The sequence below is a fragment of the Streptomyces sp. NBC_00122 genome, assembly GCF_045160845.1.
Taxonomy (GTDB): domain Bacteria; phylum Actinomycetota; class Actinomycetes; order Streptomycetales; family Streptomycetaceae; genus Streptomyces.
Genome location: NZ_CP108191.1, coordinates 924,461 through 942,330, shown reverse-complemented (window position 1 = coordinate 942,330; position 17,870 = coordinate 924,461). Strand labels below are relative to the sequence as shown.

At 73.5% G+C, this 17,870-nt stretch carries 17 protein-coding genes; 10 read left to right on the top strand and 7 right to left on the bottom strand.

Features of this window, described 5'->3' with window-relative positions:
- Positions 1 to 54 precede the first annotated feature (54 nt).
- A complete protein-coding gene (locus OG737_RS04495; RefSeq protein WP_405921206.1) occupies positions 55 to 894 on the bottom strand; it encodes a siderophore-interacting protein in 840 nt (279 codons plus the stop codon).
- Positions 895 to 943: 49 nt separating this feature from the next.
- On the bottom strand, positions 944 to 1,849 hold the full coding sequence (locus tag OG737_RS04490) for a 5'-3' exonuclease (RefSeq protein WP_328930205.1): 906 nt from the start codon (positions 1,847 to 1,849) through the stop codon (positions 944 to 946).
- Between the two features lie 182 nt (positions 1,850 to 2,031).
- Between OG737_RS04490 and OG737_RS04485 the strand changes: the two genes are divergently transcribed.
- Together OG737_RS04485 and OG737_RS04480 are read left to right on the top strand one after the other, a co-directional pair.
- Positions 2,032 to 2,634 (top strand): XRE family transcriptional regulator, encoded by a 603-nt coding sequence (locus OG737_RS04485; RefSeq protein WP_328924829.1) that lies wholly within the window; start codon positions 2,032 to 2,034, stop codon positions 2,632 to 2,634.
- A 5-nt stretch (positions 2,635 to 2,639) separates the two neighbouring features.
- Positions 2,640 to 3,359 carry a helical backbone metal receptor gene (locus OG737_RS04480; protein WP_328924828.1) on the top strand — a complete coding sequence of 240 codons (720 nt, stop codon included), beginning with the start codon at positions 2,640 to 2,642 and terminating at the stop codon, positions 3,357 to 3,359.
- 27 nt (positions 3,360 to 3,386) lie between these two features.
- Here OG737_RS04480 and OG737_RS04475 read toward each other — a convergent pair whose 3' ends face one another.
- Entirely contained in the window at positions 3,387 to 4,505 is a 1,119-nt protein-coding gene (locus OG737_RS04475) for a TDT family transporter (protein ID WP_328924827.1), read from the bottom strand.
- Positions 4,506 to 4,575: 70 nt separating this feature from the next.
- Between OG737_RS04475 and OG737_RS04470 the strand changes: the two genes are divergently transcribed.
- On the top strand, positions 4,576 to 5,499 hold the full coding sequence (locus OG737_RS04470; RefSeq protein ID WP_328924826.1) for a LysR family transcriptional regulator: 924 nt from the start codon (positions 4,576 to 4,578) through the stop codon (positions 5,497 to 5,499).
- A 111-nt stretch (positions 5,500 to 5,610) separates the two neighbouring features.
- Here OG737_RS04470 and OG737_RS04465 read toward each other — a convergent pair whose 3' ends face one another.
- From OG737_RS04465 to OG737_RS04455, 3 genes are all read right to left on the bottom strand, one after another.
- Positions 5,611 to 6,318: a gamma-glutamyl-gamma-aminobutyrate hydrolase family protein gene (locus OG737_RS04465; protein WP_328924825.1), complete on the bottom strand. Its 708-nt coding sequence runs from the start codon at positions 6,316 to 6,318 to the stop codon at positions 5,611 to 5,613.
- A 55-nt stretch (positions 6,319 to 6,373) separates the two neighbouring features.
- Positions 6,374 to 7,852, bottom strand: coding sequence for an ethanolamine permease (eat, locus tag OG737_RS04460; protein WP_328924824.1), 1,479 nt, complete (start codon positions 7,850 to 7,852; stop codon positions 6,374 to 6,376).
- Between the two features lie 108 nt (positions 7,853 to 7,960).
- Positions 7,961 to 8,707: an FCD domain-containing protein gene (locus tag OG737_RS04455; RefSeq protein WP_328924823.1), complete on the bottom strand. Its 747-nt coding sequence runs from the start codon at positions 8,705 to 8,707 to the stop codon at positions 7,961 to 7,963.
- A 77-nt stretch (positions 8,708 to 8,784) separates the two neighbouring features.
- Between OG737_RS04455 and OG737_RS04450 the strand changes: the two genes are divergently transcribed.
- The 4 genes from OG737_RS04450 to OG737_RS04435 all read left to right on the top strand — a co-directional run bounded on the left by OG737_RS04450 (position 8,785) and on the right by OG737_RS04435 (position 13,714).
- Complete coding sequence (locus tag OG737_RS04450; RefSeq protein ID WP_328924822.1) at positions 8,785 to 10,149, top strand: glutamine synthetase family protein; 1,365 nt, start codon at positions 8,785 to 8,787, stop codon at positions 10,147 to 10,149.
- Between the two features lie 29 nt (positions 10,150 to 10,178).
- On the top strand, positions 10,179 to 11,558 hold the full coding sequence (locus OG737_RS04445) for an aldehyde dehydrogenase family protein (RefSeq protein WP_328924821.1): 1,380 nt from the start codon (positions 10,179 to 10,181) through the stop codon (positions 11,556 to 11,558).
- Between the two features lie 5 nt (positions 11,559 to 11,563).
- The gene (locus OG737_RS04440) at positions 11,564 to 12,358 is read left to right on the top strand and encodes a 3-oxoacyl-ACP reductase (protein WP_328924820.1); all 795 of its coding nucleotides are present in this window, start codon (positions 11,564 to 11,566) and stop codon (positions 12,356 to 12,358) included.
- Positions 12,359 to 12,439: 81 nt separating this feature from the next.
- Positions 12,440 to 13,714 (top strand): haloacid dehalogenase-like hydrolase, encoded by a 1,275-nt coding sequence (locus tag OG737_RS04435; RefSeq protein WP_328924819.1) that lies wholly within the window; start codon positions 12,440 to 12,442, stop codon positions 13,712 to 13,714.
- On the opposite strand, the gene OG737_RS04430 is transcribed toward OG737_RS04435, so the two are convergent.
- On the bottom strand, positions 13,711 to 14,913 hold the full coding sequence (locus OG737_RS04430) for an amino acid deaminase/aldolase (RefSeq protein ID WP_328924818.1): 1,203 nt from the start codon (positions 14,911 to 14,913) through the stop codon (positions 13,711 to 13,713). The genes OG737_RS04435 and OG737_RS04430 overlap by 4 nt on opposite strands.
- A 160-nt stretch (positions 14,914 to 15,073) precedes the next feature.
- Here OG737_RS04430 and OG737_RS04425 point away from each other — a divergent pair, with 160 nt between their 5' ends.
- From OG737_RS04425 to OG737_RS04415, 3 genes are read left to right on the top strand one after another with little or no spacing between them, the layout of a single operon-like run.
- On the top strand, positions 15,074 to 15,874 hold the full coding sequence (locus OG737_RS04425) for a hypothetical protein (RefSeq protein ID WP_328924817.1): 801 nt from the start codon (positions 15,074 to 15,076) through the stop codon (positions 15,872 to 15,874).
- Complete coding sequence (gene mycP / locus OG737_RS04420; protein WP_328924816.1) at positions 15,871 to 17,082, top strand: type VII secretion-associated serine protease mycosin; 1,212 nt, start codon at positions 15,871 to 15,873, stop codon at positions 17,080 to 17,082. Before OG737_RS04425 ends, mycP begins: the two co-directional genes overlap by 4 nt.
- 21 nt (positions 17,083 to 17,103) lie before the next feature.
- The gene (locus OG737_RS04415; RefSeq protein WP_328924815.1) at positions 17,104 to 17,850 is read left to right on the top strand and encodes an SseB family protein; all 747 of its coding nucleotides are present in this window, start codon (positions 17,104 to 17,106) and stop codon (positions 17,848 to 17,850) included.
- The last annotated feature ends 20 nt before the right edge of the window (positions 17,851 to 17,870 follow it).

Here is a 17,870-nt window from a genome sequence, read left to right as displayed (position 1 = left end):
GGCCGCCGGCGAGGCCGGATCGGGCCGGTGCGTCCGCCCGGTACGGCCCGGCCCCTACGCGGCGGCGGCGTGGTCCTGTTCGGCCTCGACCGCGGCGTTCCAGTCGCGCTTGATCGCGCGCCAGCCCTCGTCGGTCTCGCCCAGGCGCCAGTAGCCCGAGATCGACAGGCGTTCGCGCGGGATGCCGCGTTCCAGGCGGAGGTGGCGGCGGAGGTCCTTGACGAAGCCCGCCTCGCCGTGGACGAAGGCGTGCACGTCCGTGGACGGGAACTCCAGGGAGGTGACCGCCTCCACCAGGGCCTCGCCGATCGGGCGGTCGCCGCGGTGCAGCCAGACCGGCACGGCCCCGTCCGGGGTGGCGACCTTCTGCTGGCCCTGCGGACCCTCGACCTCCACGAAGGCGTGGACCCGCGCACCCACCGGCATCCGCTCCATCGCCGCGGCGATCGCCGGCAGCGCGCTCTCGTCGCCCACCAGCAGGTGCCAGCCGGCCGCCGGGTCCGGGGCGTAGGCGCCGCCCGGGCCGAGGAAGCGTACGAGCTCACCCGGCTGCGCCCGTGCGGCCCAGGGGCCGGCCACACCCTCGTCGCCGTGGACGACGAAGTCGAGGGTCAGCTCCAGGTGCGCCGGGTCCCAGCCCCGTACGGTGTACGCGCGCTGGCGCGGCCACTGTGCCCGGGGGAAGTCGGCGCGGATCCGGTCGAGGTCCCACGGCGCGGGGTAGGTGACGCCCTCCGGGGGGAAGAGGATCTTGATGTAGTGGTCGGTGAACTCACCCGCGCCGAATCCGGCCAGGCCGTCCCCGCCCAGCACGAGGCGCACCATGTGCGGTGTCAGCCGCTCGGTGCGTACGACGACGGCGGTGCCGACGCTGCGGGCGCGTCCTTCTGCCACGGTGTCTCCCCTGACTCCCCAGAAACTTAGCCTTACCTAAGTTAGCACCTCAAGGGCGGAGCGCAGTGCTCAGCCGGGACACTGCCCCGCCCAGACCCCACCGATGGGTTAGCGCGTCGACCAGATCCGGCTGCGCCGGGACCGCGGGAAGGGCCGGATCGAACGGGGGCAGCGGGACGTCGGAGGCCACCTGCACCACCTTCGGGGCCACGGCCAGATAAGGACGGGACTCGTCCAGGCGCTTGCGCTGGGTGGGGGTCAGCTTCGACTTCGGGTCGTCGATCGCCGCGATGATCCCGGCGAGGTTCCCGTAGGCGTCGAGGAGCTTCGCCGCGGTCTTCTCGCCGATGCCGGGGACGCCCGGCAGGCCGTCGCTCGGGTCACCGCGCAGCAGCGCCAGGTCCGCGTAGCCCGGGCCGTCCACCCCGTACTTCTCGCGCAGCCACGCCTCGTCCGTCACCTGGAGCGAGCCCACGCCCTTGAGGGGGTAGAGCACGCGGCGCTGCCTGGCGTCGTCCACCAGCTGGTACAGGTCCCGGTCGCCGGTGACGATGTCCACCGGGCCCGTCGCGCGGGTGGTGAGCGTACCGATCACGTCGTCCGCCTCGTAGCCGGCGACGCCCACGCGGGCGATGCCGAAGGCGTCGAGCGCCGTCTCGATGATCGGCACCTGCGGGGCGAGGGTGTCCGGGGTCTCCTCCACGTCCGGGCCGCTCGCGGTCTCCTGTGCGACCCGGTGGGCCTTGTAGGAGGGGATCAGGTCCACCCGCCAGTGCGGTCGCCAGTCGGCGTCCATGCAGGCCACCAGGTCGTCCGGGCGGTGGTCCTGGACCAGCCGTCCGATGAAGTCGAGCAGTCCGCGCACGGCGTTGACCGGAGTGCCGTCCGGAGCCTTCACGGAGTCCGGCACACCGAAGTAGGCGCGGTAGTAGAGGGAGGCGGTGTCCAGGAGCATCAGGCGTCGTGTCGTCACGCAGACGATGATGCCGCAACGCGCCGACACGTCCGGCGGGGGCCGCGACGGACAGTGAGCGGGCCGGTACGGGAAGAGCCGTGCGGGCGAAACCGGAGGCGGTTGCTGCGTAAGGTGCTTACAGCACACCGATGTGCAACGGACAAGGGGAGGGCAGCCCCGAAATGAACGACAAGGACGACAAGGGCAAGGACAAGGACGGCAAGGAACCGCTCCGAGTGGGCGTGGCCGTGCGCAAGCGGCGTCGCGCGCTCCACCTGACCCTTGCCGCCGTGTCGGCGCGCAGCGGCCTGTCGGTCCCGTTCCTGAGCCAGATAGAGAACGAGCGGGCCCGGCCCAGCATGCGGTCCCTGGAGCGGGTCGCGGACGCGCTGGAGACCACGGCCGTCGAACTGCTGGCCGCCTCCGACACCGCGCGCACGGTGGACCTCGTACGGGCCGGCGACGAATCCGGGCTCACCCCGGTCCCCGGCGTGCGGCCCCTCGTACGCGGGCACCACCAGCTGCACGCGCTGGAGTTCACCGGGGACCAGGACGCCGGGCGGGAGTACCAGCACCGCAACGACGAGCTGATGTACGTGGTCGCCGGAGCCTGCCAGGTGGAGGCGGAGGGACGCGCCTACCGGCTGGAGAGCGGCGACGCCCTGTTCCTGTCGGGCGGCGTGCGCCACCGCTGGCGGGCCGTCACCGAGGACACCCGGCTCCTGGTCGTCGCGGTGGGCGAGCACATCCACGCGACGTCCGAGCCGCCGTCCCCCGGGCATTGAGCGGCGTGCGGCGGGTCGTCTCGCTGGTGCCGTCGCTGACCGAGGCGGTGGCCGAGAGCGCGCCCGGGCTGCTGGCCGGTGTCACGGACTGGTGCACCCACCCGGCAGACCTGGGGGGCGCGGTGCGGATCGGGGGGACGAAGAACCCCGACGTACGCAGGATCGTCGAGCTGCGCCCCGACCTGGTGATCGCCAACGAGGAGGAGAACCGGGCCCCGGACCTGGCGGCCCTGCGGGCGGCCGGGGTGGAGGTGCTGGTCACCGAGATCCGGGACCTGCCCCAGGCGCTGCGTGAGCTGGACCGGGTACTGGTGGGGGCACTGGGGCTGACGAGGCCCGGGTGGCTCTCCGACGCGGAGGACGCGTGGGCGCGGGTGGAGCCGGTCGGCTCGCTCCAGGCCTTCGTACCCGTGTGGCGGCGGCCGTGGATGGTGCTGGGCCGGGACACCTTCGCGGGTGACCTGCTGGCACGCCTCGGCGTACGCAACGTCTACGCCGGGCACGGGGAGCGGTATCCGCGGATCCCGGTGGAGGAGCTCGCCGCGGCCGGCTGCGATCTGGTGGTGCTCCCGGACGAGCCGTACCGCTTCACCGCCGATGACGGCCCGGAGGCGTTCCCGGGGCTGCCCGCCGCGCTGGTCAGCGGCCGTCACCTCACCTGGTACGGGCCTTCGCTGGCCGAGGCCCCGGCCGCCTTGGCCGGGGCCCTGCGCGCGGCGCGCTGACCGGTACGTCCTGCGCCGAGAACCGGCTCAGCCGGCGAGGAGGCGGCCGGCGGCCAGGCCGCGCAGGGTGTGGGCGGCGGCCAGGAGCCAGGCGGTCAGCAGGGCCAGGAAGAGCGCCGAGGCGAGCCAGGCGAAGGCGGTCAGGCCGGTGTGGCGGGCCAGGCCGGCGGCGCCGGTGACACAGGTGCCGACGGGGAAGGTCAGGGCCCACCAGGTCATCGCGAAGCCCATGCCGTTACGGGCGGCCCTGATCAGCATGGCCGTGGCCAGGGCCAGCCACAGCAGGGCGAAGCCCGTCACCGGGACCCCGTAGACGACTGCGAAGGCGCCGAGCGCACCGGCGTAGGGGGCGCCGACCGACCGGGGTGCCATGTCGGCGAGCTGGTTCACGGCGGTGGTGGACTGGCCGAGGGGGCCGAGGACCAGGAAGAGGGTCGGGGTGAGGGCCAGGGGGAGCGGGCCGCCGACGATCAGCCGGCCGAAGACCAGGGGGAGCATCAGCAGGGTGGCGAACAGGCTGATGCCGAACATGGCGTAGCAGGCGAACAGCAGGGCCTCGCGGGGCTGTCCGGCTGGCAGGTGGGGTATCAGCAGCGGGCCGACCGCGGCGGAGACCATGGGGGCGACCAGGGGAAGCAGCAAGACGGGGGTGGCCTGCTTCGCCTCGACCTTGTGGCGGACCACCATCAGGTAGGGCACCGCCACCGCCATGACCAGGCCGATCACGGTGCCGACGGTGAACAGCACGGCGTCCGCGGCGACGGCGGCGCCGGTCCCGATGAGGTCCTTGCCGACGATCAGGGTGCCGCCGCCGACGGCCAGCAGCGCCATCGAGAGACAGCCGTAGAACGGGGCGACGGCGGGGTCGAGGAGGTGGGCGCGGGCCTGGTCGCGGTGGTGGATCCAGTGCCCGGCGCGCGCGGTGAGCAGCACGGCGAGGAGGACGGCGGACAGCGCCCAGACGATCTGGCAGACCACGCGCTGGCCGGGGAGCTGGTACGGGAGGGTCGCGCCGGCGTTGGCGACGATCGCCGTGCCCATGACGGAGGCGTACCAGTTGGGGCCGAGGTGCCGCAGGGCCTTGTGGGCCCGGGGAGCGGTCTCGGGGGTGGAGGTGGTGCGGGGTCGCACGATGGTGGTGGCCATGGGCCCAGCGTGCCGCCGCGGCGCACCGGGCGGCAGAGGGTGTCTTCCTATGAGGCCATAAACTGATGTTATGGGTGATGAGGAGCGGGTGCCGCTGGCACACCGGGTGCCGGACCTGGGCGCGTTGGAACTGCTGCTCGCGGTCGCGCGCGTCGGCAGCCTGAGCGGCGCGGCCCGGCGGCTGGGAATCACCCAGCCCGCGGCGAGCAGCCGGATCCGGGCGATGGAGGCGCGGTTGGGGGTGGCCCTGGTGGACCGCTCGCCGCGGGGTTCGACGCTGACGGCGGAAGGCGCGCTGGTCACCGACTGGGCCCGGCGCGTGGTGGAGGCGGCCGAGGCCTTCGACGCGGGCGCGCAGGCGCTGCGCGGGCGGCGCGACTCGCGGCTGCGGGTGGCCGCCAGCATGACCATCGCGGAGTACCTGATGCCGGGGTGGCTGATCGCGCTGCGCGGGCAGCGGCCGGATACGGCGGTGTCGCTGCAGGCCGGGAACTCGGCGCTGGTCGCGCAGCGGGTCCTCGTGCACGAGGCGGACCTCGGCTTCGTGGAGGGGCTGACGGTTGCGGAGGGGCTCGACTCGGCGGTGATCGCGCAGGACCGCCTCGTGGTGGCGGTCGCGCCGGGCCACCCGTGGGCGCGGCGTTCGCGGGGCGTGGAGGTGGCCGAGCTGGCGTCCGCGCCGCTGATCCTGCGGGAGCGGGGGTCGGGAACGCGGCAGGTGCTGGACGCCGCGCTGGCGGGGAGCGGGGGGCTGGCGGCGCCGCTGCTGGAACTGGCGTCGACCACCGCCGTGAAGGCGGCGGCGCTGAGCGGCGCGGGGCCGTGCGTGCTCTCGGAACTGGCGGTGGTGGACGAGCTGGCGGCGCGCAGGCTGGTGGAGGTGCCGGTTTCGGGCGCCGTCCTCGGGCGGGCCCTGCGGGCGGTCTGGCCGGCGGGCTCCCGGCCGGCGGGCCCGGCCCGTGACCTGCTGTCGCTGACCCGCGGCAAGGCCTAGCCGTATTGCCCCAGGGGCGGGCCGCGCGTCGATCCCGGCGAAGCCGAACGGTGCGGCGCCGCTGCCGGGTGTCCCGGGAGCGGCGCCGCACCGTTCGGCCCTGCGCGGTGCTCAGTGCGCCGGGGCCGCCGCGCGGGCGGTGGCGGCTTCGATCAGGGACGCCAGAACGCGGGTGTCCTTGTCGCGCTCCGGGTGCCACTGGACGCCCAGCACCCACCGCTCCGGGTCCGGGAGTTCGATCGCCTCCACCGTGCCGTCGACCGCGTGCGCCGAGACCACCAGGCCGCTGCCCAGGCGTTCGACGGCCTGGTGGTGGTAGGTCGGGACCTCCGCCTCCTCCGGTACCAGGGCCGCGTACCGGGTGCCCGGGACCGGGCGGACGGAGTGCCAGGAGAAGGTGCCCGGCGTCTCGAAGTGACCGTCGATGTGCTGGACCAGGCTGCCGCCCAGGGCCACGTTCAGCGCCTGCATGCCCCGGCAGATGCCGAGCAGCGGCATGTCCGCCTCCAGCGCGGCCGAGATCAGGGCCAGTTCCCACTCGTCGCGGACCGTCGCGGGGGGACCCGTACGGGAGTCACGGGCGGCGCCGTAGCGGGCCGGGTCCATGTCCGGGCCGCCCGCGACGACCAGGCCGTCCAGCCGGCTCAGCACCTCCGCCGCCGCCCCTGTTGCGTCCGGCGGGAGCAGCACGGCCGCACCGCCCGCCGCCTGGACGAGTTCGTAGTACCCGGTGGGTACGAGCGCCGTATCGAGGTCCCACACGCGGTAGCGGGTGGATTCCTCCACGTAGGTGGTGATGCCGATGAGCGGCCGTGGCACGGTCTTTACCTCCAGGGGCAAGGCAGGGGTCGGGGTCTGAGCCGGTGTCAGGATTTCAGTCGCGGGCCAGCTCGGCCTCGGCTTCCGCCAAGGCCGCGAACTCCTCCTCCGGGGCCGAGGCCACGAGGTGGTGCCGACTGTAGATCGCGAAGTAGGCGAGGGCGACGGCGTACACGGCCAGGGCGATGAATGCCGCGTCCTTGTCCACCAGGAAGGTGGCGACGAGGGCCGACAGGGCGAGTACGAAGGCCACCGAGGAGGTCAGGATTCCGCCGGGGGTGCGGTACGGGCGCTCCAGGCCCGGCTCCCGGCGGCGCAGCACCATGTGCGAGAGGGCCATCAGGGCGTAGGAGATGGTCGCGCCGAACACCGCGATGTTCAGCATCCGCGCGCCGTCGCCCGTGGCGGCGGCGAGCGCGAAGCCGATCGCGCCGGGGATGACCAGGCCCAGGTACGGGGCCTTGCGCTTCGAGGTCAGGGAGAGGAACCGGGGCAGGTAGCCGGCCCGGGAGAGGGCGAAGAGCTGGCGCGAGCCCGCGTAGATGAGCGAGAAGAACGAGGCCACCAGCCCGGCGAGGCCCGCGTAGTTGACGAAGCGGCTGAGCGCGGTCGGGCCGCCGTCCCCCTCCAGCGCCACGACCAGCGGGTTGCCCGCCGACTTGACGGCGTCCGCGCCCTGCGCGCCCGTCGCCGCGAAGAAGGTGATCAGCGCCAGCAGGGCGAGGATGCCCATGGAGATGGACAGGGCCTTCGGCATGGAGCGGACCGGGTCCTTGGCCTCTTCGGCCGCCAGCGGTACGCCTTCCACACCCAGGAAGAACCACATGCCGAAGGGGAACGCGGCCCAGATGCCCAGCACGCCCAGCGGCAGCCAGGAGTTCGAGCCGAAGGCGTTGGCGTCGACCGGGATGTCGTTCAGGCCGTCGGCGCTGAACTCGGTGAAGGCGCCCACCGCGAAGATCAGCAGTGCGGCGACGGCGACGGCGGTCACGACGAGGCTGAAGCGCAGGGCTTCGCCGACGCCCCAGAGGTGGACCCCGATGAAGACGACGAAGCAGCCGAGGTAGACGGGCCAGCTGGAGGTGAGTCCGAAGAGGCCGAGGGACTCGACGTAGTCGCCGATGAAGATGACGATCGCCGCCGGGGCCAGGATGTACTCGATGAGGATCGCGGTACCGGTGAGGAAGCCGCCCCAGGGGCCCAGCGCGCGGCGGGCGAAGCCGTAACCCCCGCCCGCCGTCGGCAGGATGGTGGACAGCTCCGCCAGGGAGAAGACCAGGCACGCGTACATCGCGCCCATGAGGACGGTGGCGATGGCGAGGCCGCCGAAGCCGCCCTTGTCGAGGCCTACGTTCCAGCCGGAGAAGTCCCCGGAGACGACGTACGCGACGCCCAGGCCGGTGAGCAGCAGCCAGCCGGCGCTGCCGCGGCGCAGCGTGCGGCGTTCCAGGTAGTCGGCGGACGTGTCGCCGCCGTCGGGGGACGTGGGGGGTGCGGGCACGGCTGTCAGCCGTGCCTCGATGTCGTCGGCCATCGTGCGCTCCTGCCTCAGGGCAATGGTTGTGGGGCGTACCTTTGCCCGATTGCAGTGGAGTGCGCAAGACCTCTGCGTTAAACGGAGGTTACGAAACCCTCCCGATGTTCAGGCCAGGAAGCCCCGCAGCAGCGCCGCCGTGCCGCAGCAGTGCTCGCGCATCGTCTCGCGCGCCCCGGCCGCGTCCCGCTCCAGCACGGACTCCACCAGTGAGGTGTGCTGCTGCTGCGAGTGCTCCAGGTTGCGCACCAGGAGCGGGATGCAGTCCAGCAGGTCGTTGACCGTGGCCCGGACCGCCGCGTACTGGGCCGTCAGGGTGGCGGAGCCGGCCAGTTCGCAGAGGGTCAGGTGGAAGAGCGTGTCCTGGCGGCGGTAGTCGGCGAGCGGGGCGTCGTGGGTGGCGGTCAGGGCGGCGAGCAGCCGCTCGGTGCCCTCCTCGGTGAGCCCCTGGGAGGCGCACAGGCCGGCCGCCCCCACCTCCAGGACCTCGCGGAACCGCAGGGCGTCCTCGATGTCCACGCCGGCGACCCGTCGGCGCAGCTCCTCCTCGACGATGCCCGCCGGGGTGTCGGGCCGGGGCAGCACGAACGTTCCGCCGTACCGCCCGCGCCGCGCCTCCACCAGCCCCTGGTCCTGCAGTACCTTCAGCACCTCGCGCAGCGTGACCCGGCTGATCCCCATCCGCTCGGCCAACTCGCGCTCGGGCGGAAGCCGTTCGCCGCCCGGCACCAGGCCCAGCCGGACCACCTGGAGGATCTGTTCGAGCGCCTCCTCGAAACCGTTGCCCGCCCGCACCTGCCGCAGTACGGGATTCAGCCGCGCGATCGCGCCGCCCTCGCTCGCCGTGTCGGTCATCTCGGCTCATCCCCTTCCCAAGCAATGGTTCTATTCAATACCTTAGGCCCACTCGGCTCACCGAAGGAGAGATTCCAGTGGTAGACCGCAAGCCCCCGCTCGCGATCGAGGAGCTCCGCTCCCTGGTCGCCAGTGGTGAGATCGACACAGTCGTCCTGGCCTTCCCCGACATGCAGGGACGCCTCCAGGGCAAGCGGTTCGCCGCACAGTTCTTCCTCGACGAGGTCCTCGCGCACGGCACGGAGGGCTGCAACTACCTCCTCGCCGTCGACACCGACATGAACACCGTCGACGGATACGAGATGTCCTCCTGGGACCGGGGCTACGGCGACTTCGCCATGCACCCCGACCCCGCCACCCTGCGCCGCATCCCCTGGAACCCCGGCAGCGCCTTCATCCTCGCCGACCTGGCCTGGAACGACGGGTCGCCGGTCGTCGCGGCGCCCCGGCAGATCCTGCGCCGCCAGCTGGAGCGCCTCGCCGAGCACGGCTACACCGCGATGGTCGGCACCGAGCTGGAGTTCATGGTCTTCCAGGACACCTACGAGCAGGCCTGGAACGCGGGCTACCGCGGCCTGACCCCCGCCAACCAGTACAACATCGACTACTCCGTCCTCGGGACCGGGCGCATCGAACCCCTGCTGCGCCGCATCCGCAACGAGATGCAGGCCGCGGGCTTGATCGTCGAGTCGGCGAAGGGGGAGTGCAACCTCGGCCAGCACGAGATCGCCTTCCGCTACGACGAGGCGCTCACCACCTGCGACCAGCACTCCGTGTACAAGACCGGGGCCAAGGAGATCGCCGCGCAGGAGGGCGTCTCGCTCACCTTCATGGCCAAGTACGACGAACGGGAGGGCAACTCCTGCCATATCCACCTCTCGCTGGGCGACGCCGACGGACGCAACGCGATGGCCGGGGACGGACCAGGCGGAATGTCACCGGTGATGCGACACTTCCTGGCCGGCCAGCTCGCCGCACTGCGCGACTTCTCCCTTCTCTACGCCCCGAACATCAATTCGTACAAGCGTTTCCGGCCGGGATCCTTCGCACCGACCGCCGTCGCCTGGGGCGTGGACAACCGGACCTGCGCCCTGCGGGTCGTCGGCCACGGCCGCTCCATGCGCTTCGAGAACCGCCTCCCCGGCGGTGACGTCAACCCGTACCTCGCCGTCGCCGGCCTGGTCGCGGCCGGGCTCTACGGCATCGAGAACCGCCTGGAACTGCCCGAGGCCTGCGGCGGGAACGCCTACACCGCCGACTACGCGCACGTCCCCGCGACCCTGCGCGAGGCCGCCGAGCTCTGGGAGAACAGCGAGATCGCCAAGGCCGCCTTCGGCCCCGAGGTGGTCGCCCACTACCGGAACATGGCCCGCGTCGAACTCGACGCCTACGACTCCGCCGTAACGGACTGGGAGCTGCGCCGCTCCTTCGAACGCCTGTAACCATCCACCGAAAGTCTGAGAGGCACCACGTGTCCGATGCGCTGGCCCCACTCGATCTGAGAGTGCTGAATCCGGCCACCGAGGAAACCGTCGCCATCGTCCCGGCCGCCACACGGGACGATGTCGACGCCGCCGTCGCCCGAGCCGCCGCGGCCCAGCGCGGCTGGGCGGCGGCCGCACCCGCCGACCGCGCCAGACTGCTGCGCCGCTTCGCCGCGGTCGTCGACGGGCACATCGAGGAACTGGCCCAGCTGGAGGTCCGCGAAGCCGGACACACCGTCGGCAACGCCCGCTGGGAAGCGGGCAACGTCCGCGACCTGCTCGAATTCGCAGCCGGGGGAGTGGAACGGCTCTCCGGCCGCCAGATCCCCGTCGCCGGGGGCATCGACGTCACCTTCCTCGAACCCCTCGGCGTCATCGGCGTGATCGCCCCCTGGAACTTCCCCATGCCGATCGCAGCCTGGGGCCTGGCACCGGCCCTCGCCGCGGGCAACGCCGTCATCCTCAAGCCCGCCGAGACCACACCGCTGACCGCGCTGCGCCTCGCCGAACTCGCCCTCGAAGCCGGGATCCCCGAACACCTCTTCCAGGTGCTCCCCGGCCACGGGGCGGTCGCGGGCGACGCGCTCGTCGAGCACCCCGGCGTCGCGAAGATCGTCTTTACCGGCTCCACCCGCGTCGGCAAGCAGATCATGGCCAAGTGCGCCGACCGGGTGAAGCGCGTCACCCTCGAACTCGGAGGCAAGAGCCCGAACATCGTCTTCGCGGACGCGGACCTCGAAGCCGCCGCGGCCGCCGCCCCCATGGCCTTCCTCGACAACACCGGCCAGGACTGCTGCGCCCGCACCCGGATCCTCGTACAGCGCTCCGCGTACGACCGCTTCCTGGAGCTGGTCGCCCCCGGCATCGAATCGGTGGTGGTCGGCGACCCCTCCGACGAGAAGACCCAGATGGGCCCGCTGATCTCCCGGCCGCAGCTGGAGCGCGTACGGTCCTACGTCACCGACGACCTCACCGCGATCCGCGGCACCGCCCCCGACGGACCCGGCTTCTGGTACCCGCCGACCCTCGTCACGGACGTCGCCCCCACGGCGCCCGTGGCCGCCGAGGAGGTCTTCGGCCCGGTCGCCGTCGTCCTGCCCTTCGAGGACGAGGAGGACGCCGTCCGCCTGGCCAACGCGACCGAGTACGGCCTCTCCGGCTCCCTCTGGACCCGCGACATCGGCCGCGCGCTGCGCGTCTCGCGCGCCGTCGCCGCCGGCAACCTGTCCGTCAACTCCCACAGCAGCGTCCGCTACTGGACCCCCTTCGGCGGCTACAAGCAGTCCGGCCTCGGCCGCGAGCTCGGACCCGACGCCCTCACCGCTTTCACCGAGACCAAGAACGTCTTCATCAGCACGGAGGCCTGAAAACCATGTCCAGTCAGACCACTGAAGAGATCATCTGCCGTCGGCTGGTCGGCCGCACCGCCGTCATCACCGGAGCCGGCAGCGGCATCGGCCTCGCCACCGCCCGCCGCCTGGCCTCCGAGGGCGCCAACATCGTCTGCGGCGACATCGACGAGACGGCCGGCAAGGCCGCGGCGGAGGAGGTCGGCGGCACCTTCGTGAAGGTCGACGTCACCAGCCCCGAGGAGGTCGAGGCCCTGTTCAAGACCGCCTTCGACACCTACGGCTCCGTCGACATCGCCTTCAACAACGCGGGCATCTCGCCCCCGGACGACGACTCCATCCTCACCACCGGTCTGGAGGCCTGGAAGCGCGTCCAGGACGTCAACCTCACCTCCGTCTACCTCTGCTGCAAGGCCGCCCTCCCCTACATGCAGCGCCAGGGCCGCGGCTCGATCATCAACACCGCCTCCTTCGTGGCCATCATGGGCGCCGCCACCTCGCAGATCTCCTACACCGCCTCCAAGGGCGGCGTGCTGGCCATGTCCCGCGAACTCGGCGTCCAGTTCGCCCGCGAGGGCATCCGCGTCAACGCCCTGTGCCCGGGCCCGGTCAACACCCCGCTCCTCCAGGAGCTCTTCGCCAAGGACCCGGAGCGCGCCGCCCGCCGCCTCGTGCACATCCCGCTGGGCCGCTTCGCCGAGCCCACCGAGATCGCCGCCGCCGTCGCCTTCCTCGCCAGCGACGACTCCTCCTTCATCAACGCCACCGACTTCCTCGTCGACGGCGGCATCTCGGGCGCCTACGTCACCCCCCTGTAGGCCCTCCCCGTCCACAGCCCCACCAGCCGGGCGCCGCGAGGCGCCCGGCTGTCCCCTTTCCCATTCACCCCGAGGAGCAGCATGCAGAGAAAGTGGGCGGCCCCCCTCGCCCTCATGGCGGTCACCGGCTCCGGACTCCTCCTGGCACCGCCGGCCCAGGCGGGCCAGACCCCCTGCCCCCGGCCGGCCGTCGGGTCCGGCTGGTACGGGGACAACCAGGCCCGCCTCCAGCAGCTCATCGACCGGTACGGCAGCTGCAACCCGTACCGGCCGAGCCGGACCAAGCCCGTCGCCGTCTTCGACTGGGACAACACCGTCGTCAAGAACGACGTCGGCGACGCCACCATGTTCTGGCTGCTGCGCAACGGCAAGATCCGCCAGCCCGCCCGCGGGGACTGGTCCACCACCAGCCGCCACCTCACACCCGCCGCCGCCACCGCGCTGGCCGACGCCTGCGGCACGCTCGCCCGCCCCGGCGCCCCGCTGCCGACCGGAACACCCGAAGGCACCCGCTGCGCCGACGAGATCAACGCCGTCTACGGCACCGCCGCGACCAAGGCCGGCGCCGCCGCCTTCGGAGGCTGGGACCGCCGTACGACCGAACCCGCCTACGCCTGGCTCCCCCAGCTGATGCAGGGCTGGACCGCCCGCGAGATCCGCGGCTTCGCCGCCGCCGCCCGCACCGAGAACCTCGCCGCGCCCATGGGCACCACGCAGCAGGTCGGCAGCGGCACCGCCACCGGCTGGGTCCGATACTACGACCAGCAGAAGGACCTGATCGCCGCCCTGCGGAAGGCCGGCTTCGACGTCTGGATCAGCTCGGCCTCGCCGCAGCCGGTCGTCGAGGTGTGGGCCGAGGGCGTGGGCATCGACGCGCAGCACGTCATCGGCATCCGCAACACCACCACGCACGGCGGGAAGTTCACCCCCCACCTCCAGGGCTGCGGATCCGTCGGGGACGGCGCCGACACGATGATCACGTACATCGACGGCAAGCGCTGCTGGATCAACAAGGAGATCTTCGGCGTGCGCGGCGCGGCGGCCGAGAAGGTCCAGCCGGCCGCCCGCCGCCAGGTGTTCGCCGCGGGCGACTCCGACACCGACGTCTCGTTCCTGCGCGACGCGACCGCCCTGCGCCTCGTCGTGAACCGCAACAAGAACGAGCTGATGTGCCGGGCGTACGACAACAGCGACGGCCGGTGGATCGTGAACCCGATGTTCATCGAGCCCAAGAAGCAGAAGACCGGACCCTACCCGTGCGCCACGACGGGGTACGTCGACCGCGACGGCACCAAGGGCCCGGTCCTGCGGGGTGACACGAGCGTCATCCCGGACCAGACGGACTCGGTCTACTAGAGGAACGTGCGGCCCTCGCCCCGGTACGTCGGGGCGGTGGCCGTCACCCGGTCGCCCTCCACCAGGTGCAAGGTGTCGAACCGCTCGCACAGTTCGCCCGCCTTCGCATGCCGGAACCACACCCGGTCGCCGATCAGCAGATCGTCGGCCGGGCTGCCGAGCAGCGGGGTCTGCACCTCGCCCGCGCCCTCCTGCGGGTCGTAGCGCAGGCCCTCCGGCAGGTACGGGACCGGCAGCCGGTCCGCGCCGGGCGCACCGGAGGCGGGATACCCGCCGCCCAGCACGGTCACCACACCCACACCGGGCCTGCGCACGACCGGCTGCGCGAAGAGCGCGGCCGGACGCCCGCTGAACGAGGTGTAGTTGTCGAACAGCCGGGGCACGTACAGCCCCGAACCGGCGGCGATCTCCGTCACCGCGTCCTCCGAGGCCGTCTGCTGCACGCTGCCGGTCCCGCCCCCGTTGACGAACTCCAGGCCGGGCACCACCGCGCGCACGGCCCGCACCACCTCGGCCCGACGTGCCGCCAGCTCCCTGCGCGCCGCGCTCTGCATGAACCGGATGGCGCGGGACCGCAGCGGTCGGCCCGCCAACGCGTCCCCGACCCCGGCGACGTGCCCCTCGTACGCCATCAGCCCGACCACCCGGAACCCGCGCCGGGCGGAGACCGCACGGGCCAGCTCGGCCAGCTCACCGGGCTCCCGCAGAGGTGACCTCCGCGCCCCGACCCGCACCCTCCCGCCCAGCAGGTGCAGGGCGGTGTCCAGCTCCAGACAGACCCGGACCTCCTCGGCGCCACCGTCCCGCGACCGCTCGATGAGGTCGAGCTGCGCGAGATCGTCCACCATGACGGTGACCGCGGCGGCCAGCTTGGGATCGGCGGCCAGCTCGGCGAACGCGGCCCGGTCGGCGGACGGATAGGCGAGCAGCACGTCCTCGAACCCGGACCGGGCCAGCCACAGCGACTCGGCGAGCGTGTACGACATGATCCCGGCGAACCCGGGCCGGGCCAGGACCCGTTCGAGGAGCGCACGGCAGCGGACGGACTTGCTGGCGACGCGCACCGGCTTCCCGCCCGCCCTGCGCACGAGGTCGTCGGCATTGGCGTCGAACGCGTCGAGATCCACGATGGCCAGCGGCGCGTCCAGGTGCGCGGTCGCCCGGTCGTACCGGGCGCGATCGGCGGCGGCGGAGTTCATGGCGGGAGCTTGCCAGACGTCTCTACCGATGGGTAGGGCACGGGGGCTCCCCTTGGCCCCGTATCCCGCCGAGCCCCCGCGGGGGACCGCCGGGTCCCTGCCCGGCGACCCCGTAGAGTACGGGCAGGCAGCCGTACGGAACGGGGGGCGGAGCCGCCGGATGACCACGTCGACACCGCGGACCGCGGTCCTGGGCGAGCCCGATCCGCCCCCGACCCCCGCCGAGCCGCCCTCGCCCGCACCGACCCGCCGCCCCGGACGGGTCCTGGCCGCCGCGCTCTGCGCCCTGCTCGGCATCGGCCTCCTCGGCGGCGCCGGAGCCGACACCTGGCTCGAACACCGCGCCGCGCACCGCCCCTTGCCCGCCGGCGCCGCCTACCGCAAGGCCGAGTCCCTGTGGCGGTCCGCTCCCGTGGACGCCCTCTTCCCGCCCGTCCTCTCCGGCCCCACCGCCGGTCCCGGCGGCTCGAACCGCACCTGGACCCGCATCGCGCTCGCCCCGGACGCCGACTGCCCCGCCGCGCTCGCACCCGACTGGCAGCGCCTGCTGGCCGCCACCGGCTGCACCCGCGTACTGCGCGCCACCTACACGGATGCCACCCGCAGCTTCCTCGTCACCGTCGGCGTGGTCTTCACACCCGCCGACGCCCCCGCGATGAAGGCCCTGACCGGCCGGTTCACCGCTCCGCCCGCGTACGGATTCGCCGACACCCAGCGCGCCGCCTGGACCGCGTCCGTACAGGGCCAGGTCCCCGCCGTCGTCTACACGGTCTCCGCCTTCGCCGACGGCCGGCTCCTGGACGCGCCCCGCCCGGCGGAGGACGTGATGAGGAAGGACGCCACGGGAGCCGTCGCCCAGTCAGGCCTCGGCCACGAGGCCAAGGCCGTCGCCGACCGCATCGGAGACGGGCTGGCCCTCCTCGCCGCCCCGCCCGCCACCCCCGCCCCGGAGGCCCGATGACGCCCCGACGGGTCCGGGCCGCCGTCACCCGCGCCGCCGCCACCCTGGCCTTCGCCGCCGTCCTCACGGCGGCCACCGCCTCCCCGGCCGCCGCCGACAACATCCGCGACCGCCAGTGGGGCCTCCTGGCCCTGCGCGCCGAAGAGGCCTGGGGCACCACCCGCGGCGACGGCGTCACCGTCGCCGTCCTCGACACCGGCGTGGACGACTCCCACCCCGACCTCGCAGGCCAGGTCCTCGGCGGCACCGACCTCATCGGCATGGGCGCCGGCCGCGGCGACCGGTCCTGGGCCCGGCACGGCACCGCCATGGCGAGCATCATCGCCGGGCACGGTCACGGCCCCGGTCACGGCCAAGGCGTCCTCGGCATCGCCCCGCAGGCCAAGATCCTGCCGGTCCGGGTGATCCTGGAGGAGGGCGACCCGGGCCGCGCCCAGGCCCGCGACAGCAAGGGCGGCGCCCTCGCCGACGGCATCCGCTGGGCCGCCGACAACGGCGCCGACGTGATCAACCTGTCCCTCGGCGACGACAGCGACTCCGCCCACCACGAGGCGGGGGAGGACGAGGCCGTCCAGTACGCGCTCGCCAAGGGCGTGATCGTCGTCGCCTCCGCGGGCAACGGCGGCGAGAGCGGCGACCGCGTCTCCTACCCGGCCGCCTACCCGGGGGTGATAGCCGTCACGGCCGTCGACCGCCGCGGCAGGAAGGCCAAGTTCTCCACCCGCAACTGGTACGCCACCGTCAGCGCCCCCGGCGTCGACGTCGTCATCGCCGACCCCGACCGCTCGTACTACGAGGGCTGGGGCACCAGCGCCGCGGCCGCCTTCGTCTCCGGCGCCGCGGCCCTCGTCAAGGCCGCCCACCCGGACCTGTCTCCGGCCCAGGTCAAGAAGCTGCTGGAGGACACCGCCTCCGACAGCCCGGCCGGCGGCCGCGACGACGCCCGCGGCCACGGGATGGCGGACCCCGTCGCCGCCCTCCAGATCGCGGAGGCGATGAGGCCGCAGGCGCCGGTCCCCGCGCCCGCCGCGGCCGGGCGCCCGTACTTCGGCCCCGGCCCCGACCCGGCCCGCCCGCGCGAGCGGGACGCCCGGCTGGGCGCCCCCGAGGCCGCGGCCGCCGGGGCGGTGCTGCTCGCGCTGGCCGCCGTACTGGCCAGGCGCCCGCGGCGGGGCACCCGTGGCCGTCCACCGCTCACGGCACAGTAGGGTCGGGTAACTGTGGCGAACATGGCGAACAAGAACATTCCCGACCCGGGCTTCTCCGACGACGACGGCTCGGCCGACCCCCGGCTGAGCGCGGCCCTGGCCGCGTGGGCCGCGGACCGGTCGAACGAACCGCAGGTGCTGGCGGCCCTGAAGGACGCCCGCCTGCTGGTCCCGGTCGTCGCCGTCCTCGGCGAGGTGGAGACGGACCCCGAGACGGGCCTGAAGCGCGAGAAGACCAGCGACATGGCCGTCCCGACGCTGCGGGCGGGCGACCGGCGGGCGCTGCCCGCCTTCACCTCCATCGCCTCGCTCGCGCTCTGGGACCCGGCTGCCCGGCCGGTGGCGGTCCCGCTGCACCAGGCCCTGGCGGCCGCCGCGCACGAGAAGGCCGACACCGTGGTGCTGGACCTGGCCGGCCCGGTCACCTACCAGCTGACCGGCTCCGCGCTGCTCGCGCTGGCCGAGGGCCGCACGGACGCGGACCCGCTCGCCGATCCGGCCGTACGCGAGGCCGTACGGGCCGTCGTGGCGGCGGAGCCGACCGTCCTGCGCGCCTACCTGGGCCCGGGCTCCGCGGACTCCGACGGCACCCTCGCGATCGTGCCGGCCGCGGACGGCCAGGCCGCGGCGGCTTCGGCGGCCCGCCGGGTCGCCGAGGCCCTGGCGGCGGACGCGACGCTGCGGGGCCGGCTGGTGCGCGGGCTGGACCTGGCGCTGCTGCCCGCGGACGCCCCGGCCCCGCCCGGCGAGGCGTTGTTCAGCCGCTGACCACGGCCGGATCCGCGGAC

Excerpts from the sequence above, each read along its gene's own strand:
- OG737_RS04490 (WP_328930205.1), bottom strand. The coding sequence starts at position 1,849 with ATGCTCCTGGACACCGCCTCCCTCTACTACCGCGCCTACTTCGGTGTG.
- OG737_RS04485 (WP_328924829.1), top strand. The coding sequence starts at position 2,032 with ATGAACGACAAGGACGACAAGGGCAAGGACAAGGACGGCAAGGAACCG.
- OG737_RS04475 (WP_328924827.1), bottom strand. The coding sequence starts at position 4,505 with ATGGCCACCACCATCGTGCGACCCCGCACCACCTCCACCCCCGAGACC.
- OG737_RS04470 (WP_328924826.1), top strand. The coding sequence starts at position 4,576 with ATGGGTGATGAGGAGCGGGTGCCGCTGGCACACCGGGTGCCGGACCTG.
- eat (WP_328924824.1), bottom strand. The coding sequence starts at position 7,852 with ATGGCCGACGACATCGAGGCACGGCTGACAGCCGTGCCCGCACCCCCC.
- OG737_RS04455 (WP_328924823.1), bottom strand. The coding sequence starts at position 8,707 with ATGACCGACACGGCGAGCGAGGGCGGCGCGATCGCGCGGCTGAATCCC.
- OG737_RS04440 (WP_328924820.1), top strand. The coding sequence starts at position 11,564 with ATGTCCAGTCAGACCACTGAAGAGATCATCTGCCGTCGGCTGGTCGGC.
- OG737_RS04435 (WP_328924819.1), top strand. The coding sequence starts at position 12,440 with ATGCAGAGAAAGTGGGCGGCCCCCCTCGCCCTCATGGCGGTCACCGGC.
- OG737_RS04430 (WP_328924818.1), bottom strand. The coding sequence starts at position 14,913 with ATGAACTCCGCCGCCGCCGATCGCGCCCGGTACGACCGGGCGACCGCG.
- OG737_RS04425 (WP_328924817.1), top strand. The coding sequence starts at position 15,074 with ATGACCACGTCGACACCGCGGACCGCGGTCCTGGGCGAGCCCGATCCG.
- mycP (WP_328924816.1), top strand. The coding sequence starts at position 15,871 with ATGACGCCCCGACGGGTCCGGGCCGCCGTCACCCGCGCCGCCGCCACC.
- OG737_RS04415 (WP_328924815.1), top strand. The coding sequence starts at position 17,104 with ATGGCGAACAAGAACATTCCCGACCCGGGCTTCTCCGACGACGACGGC.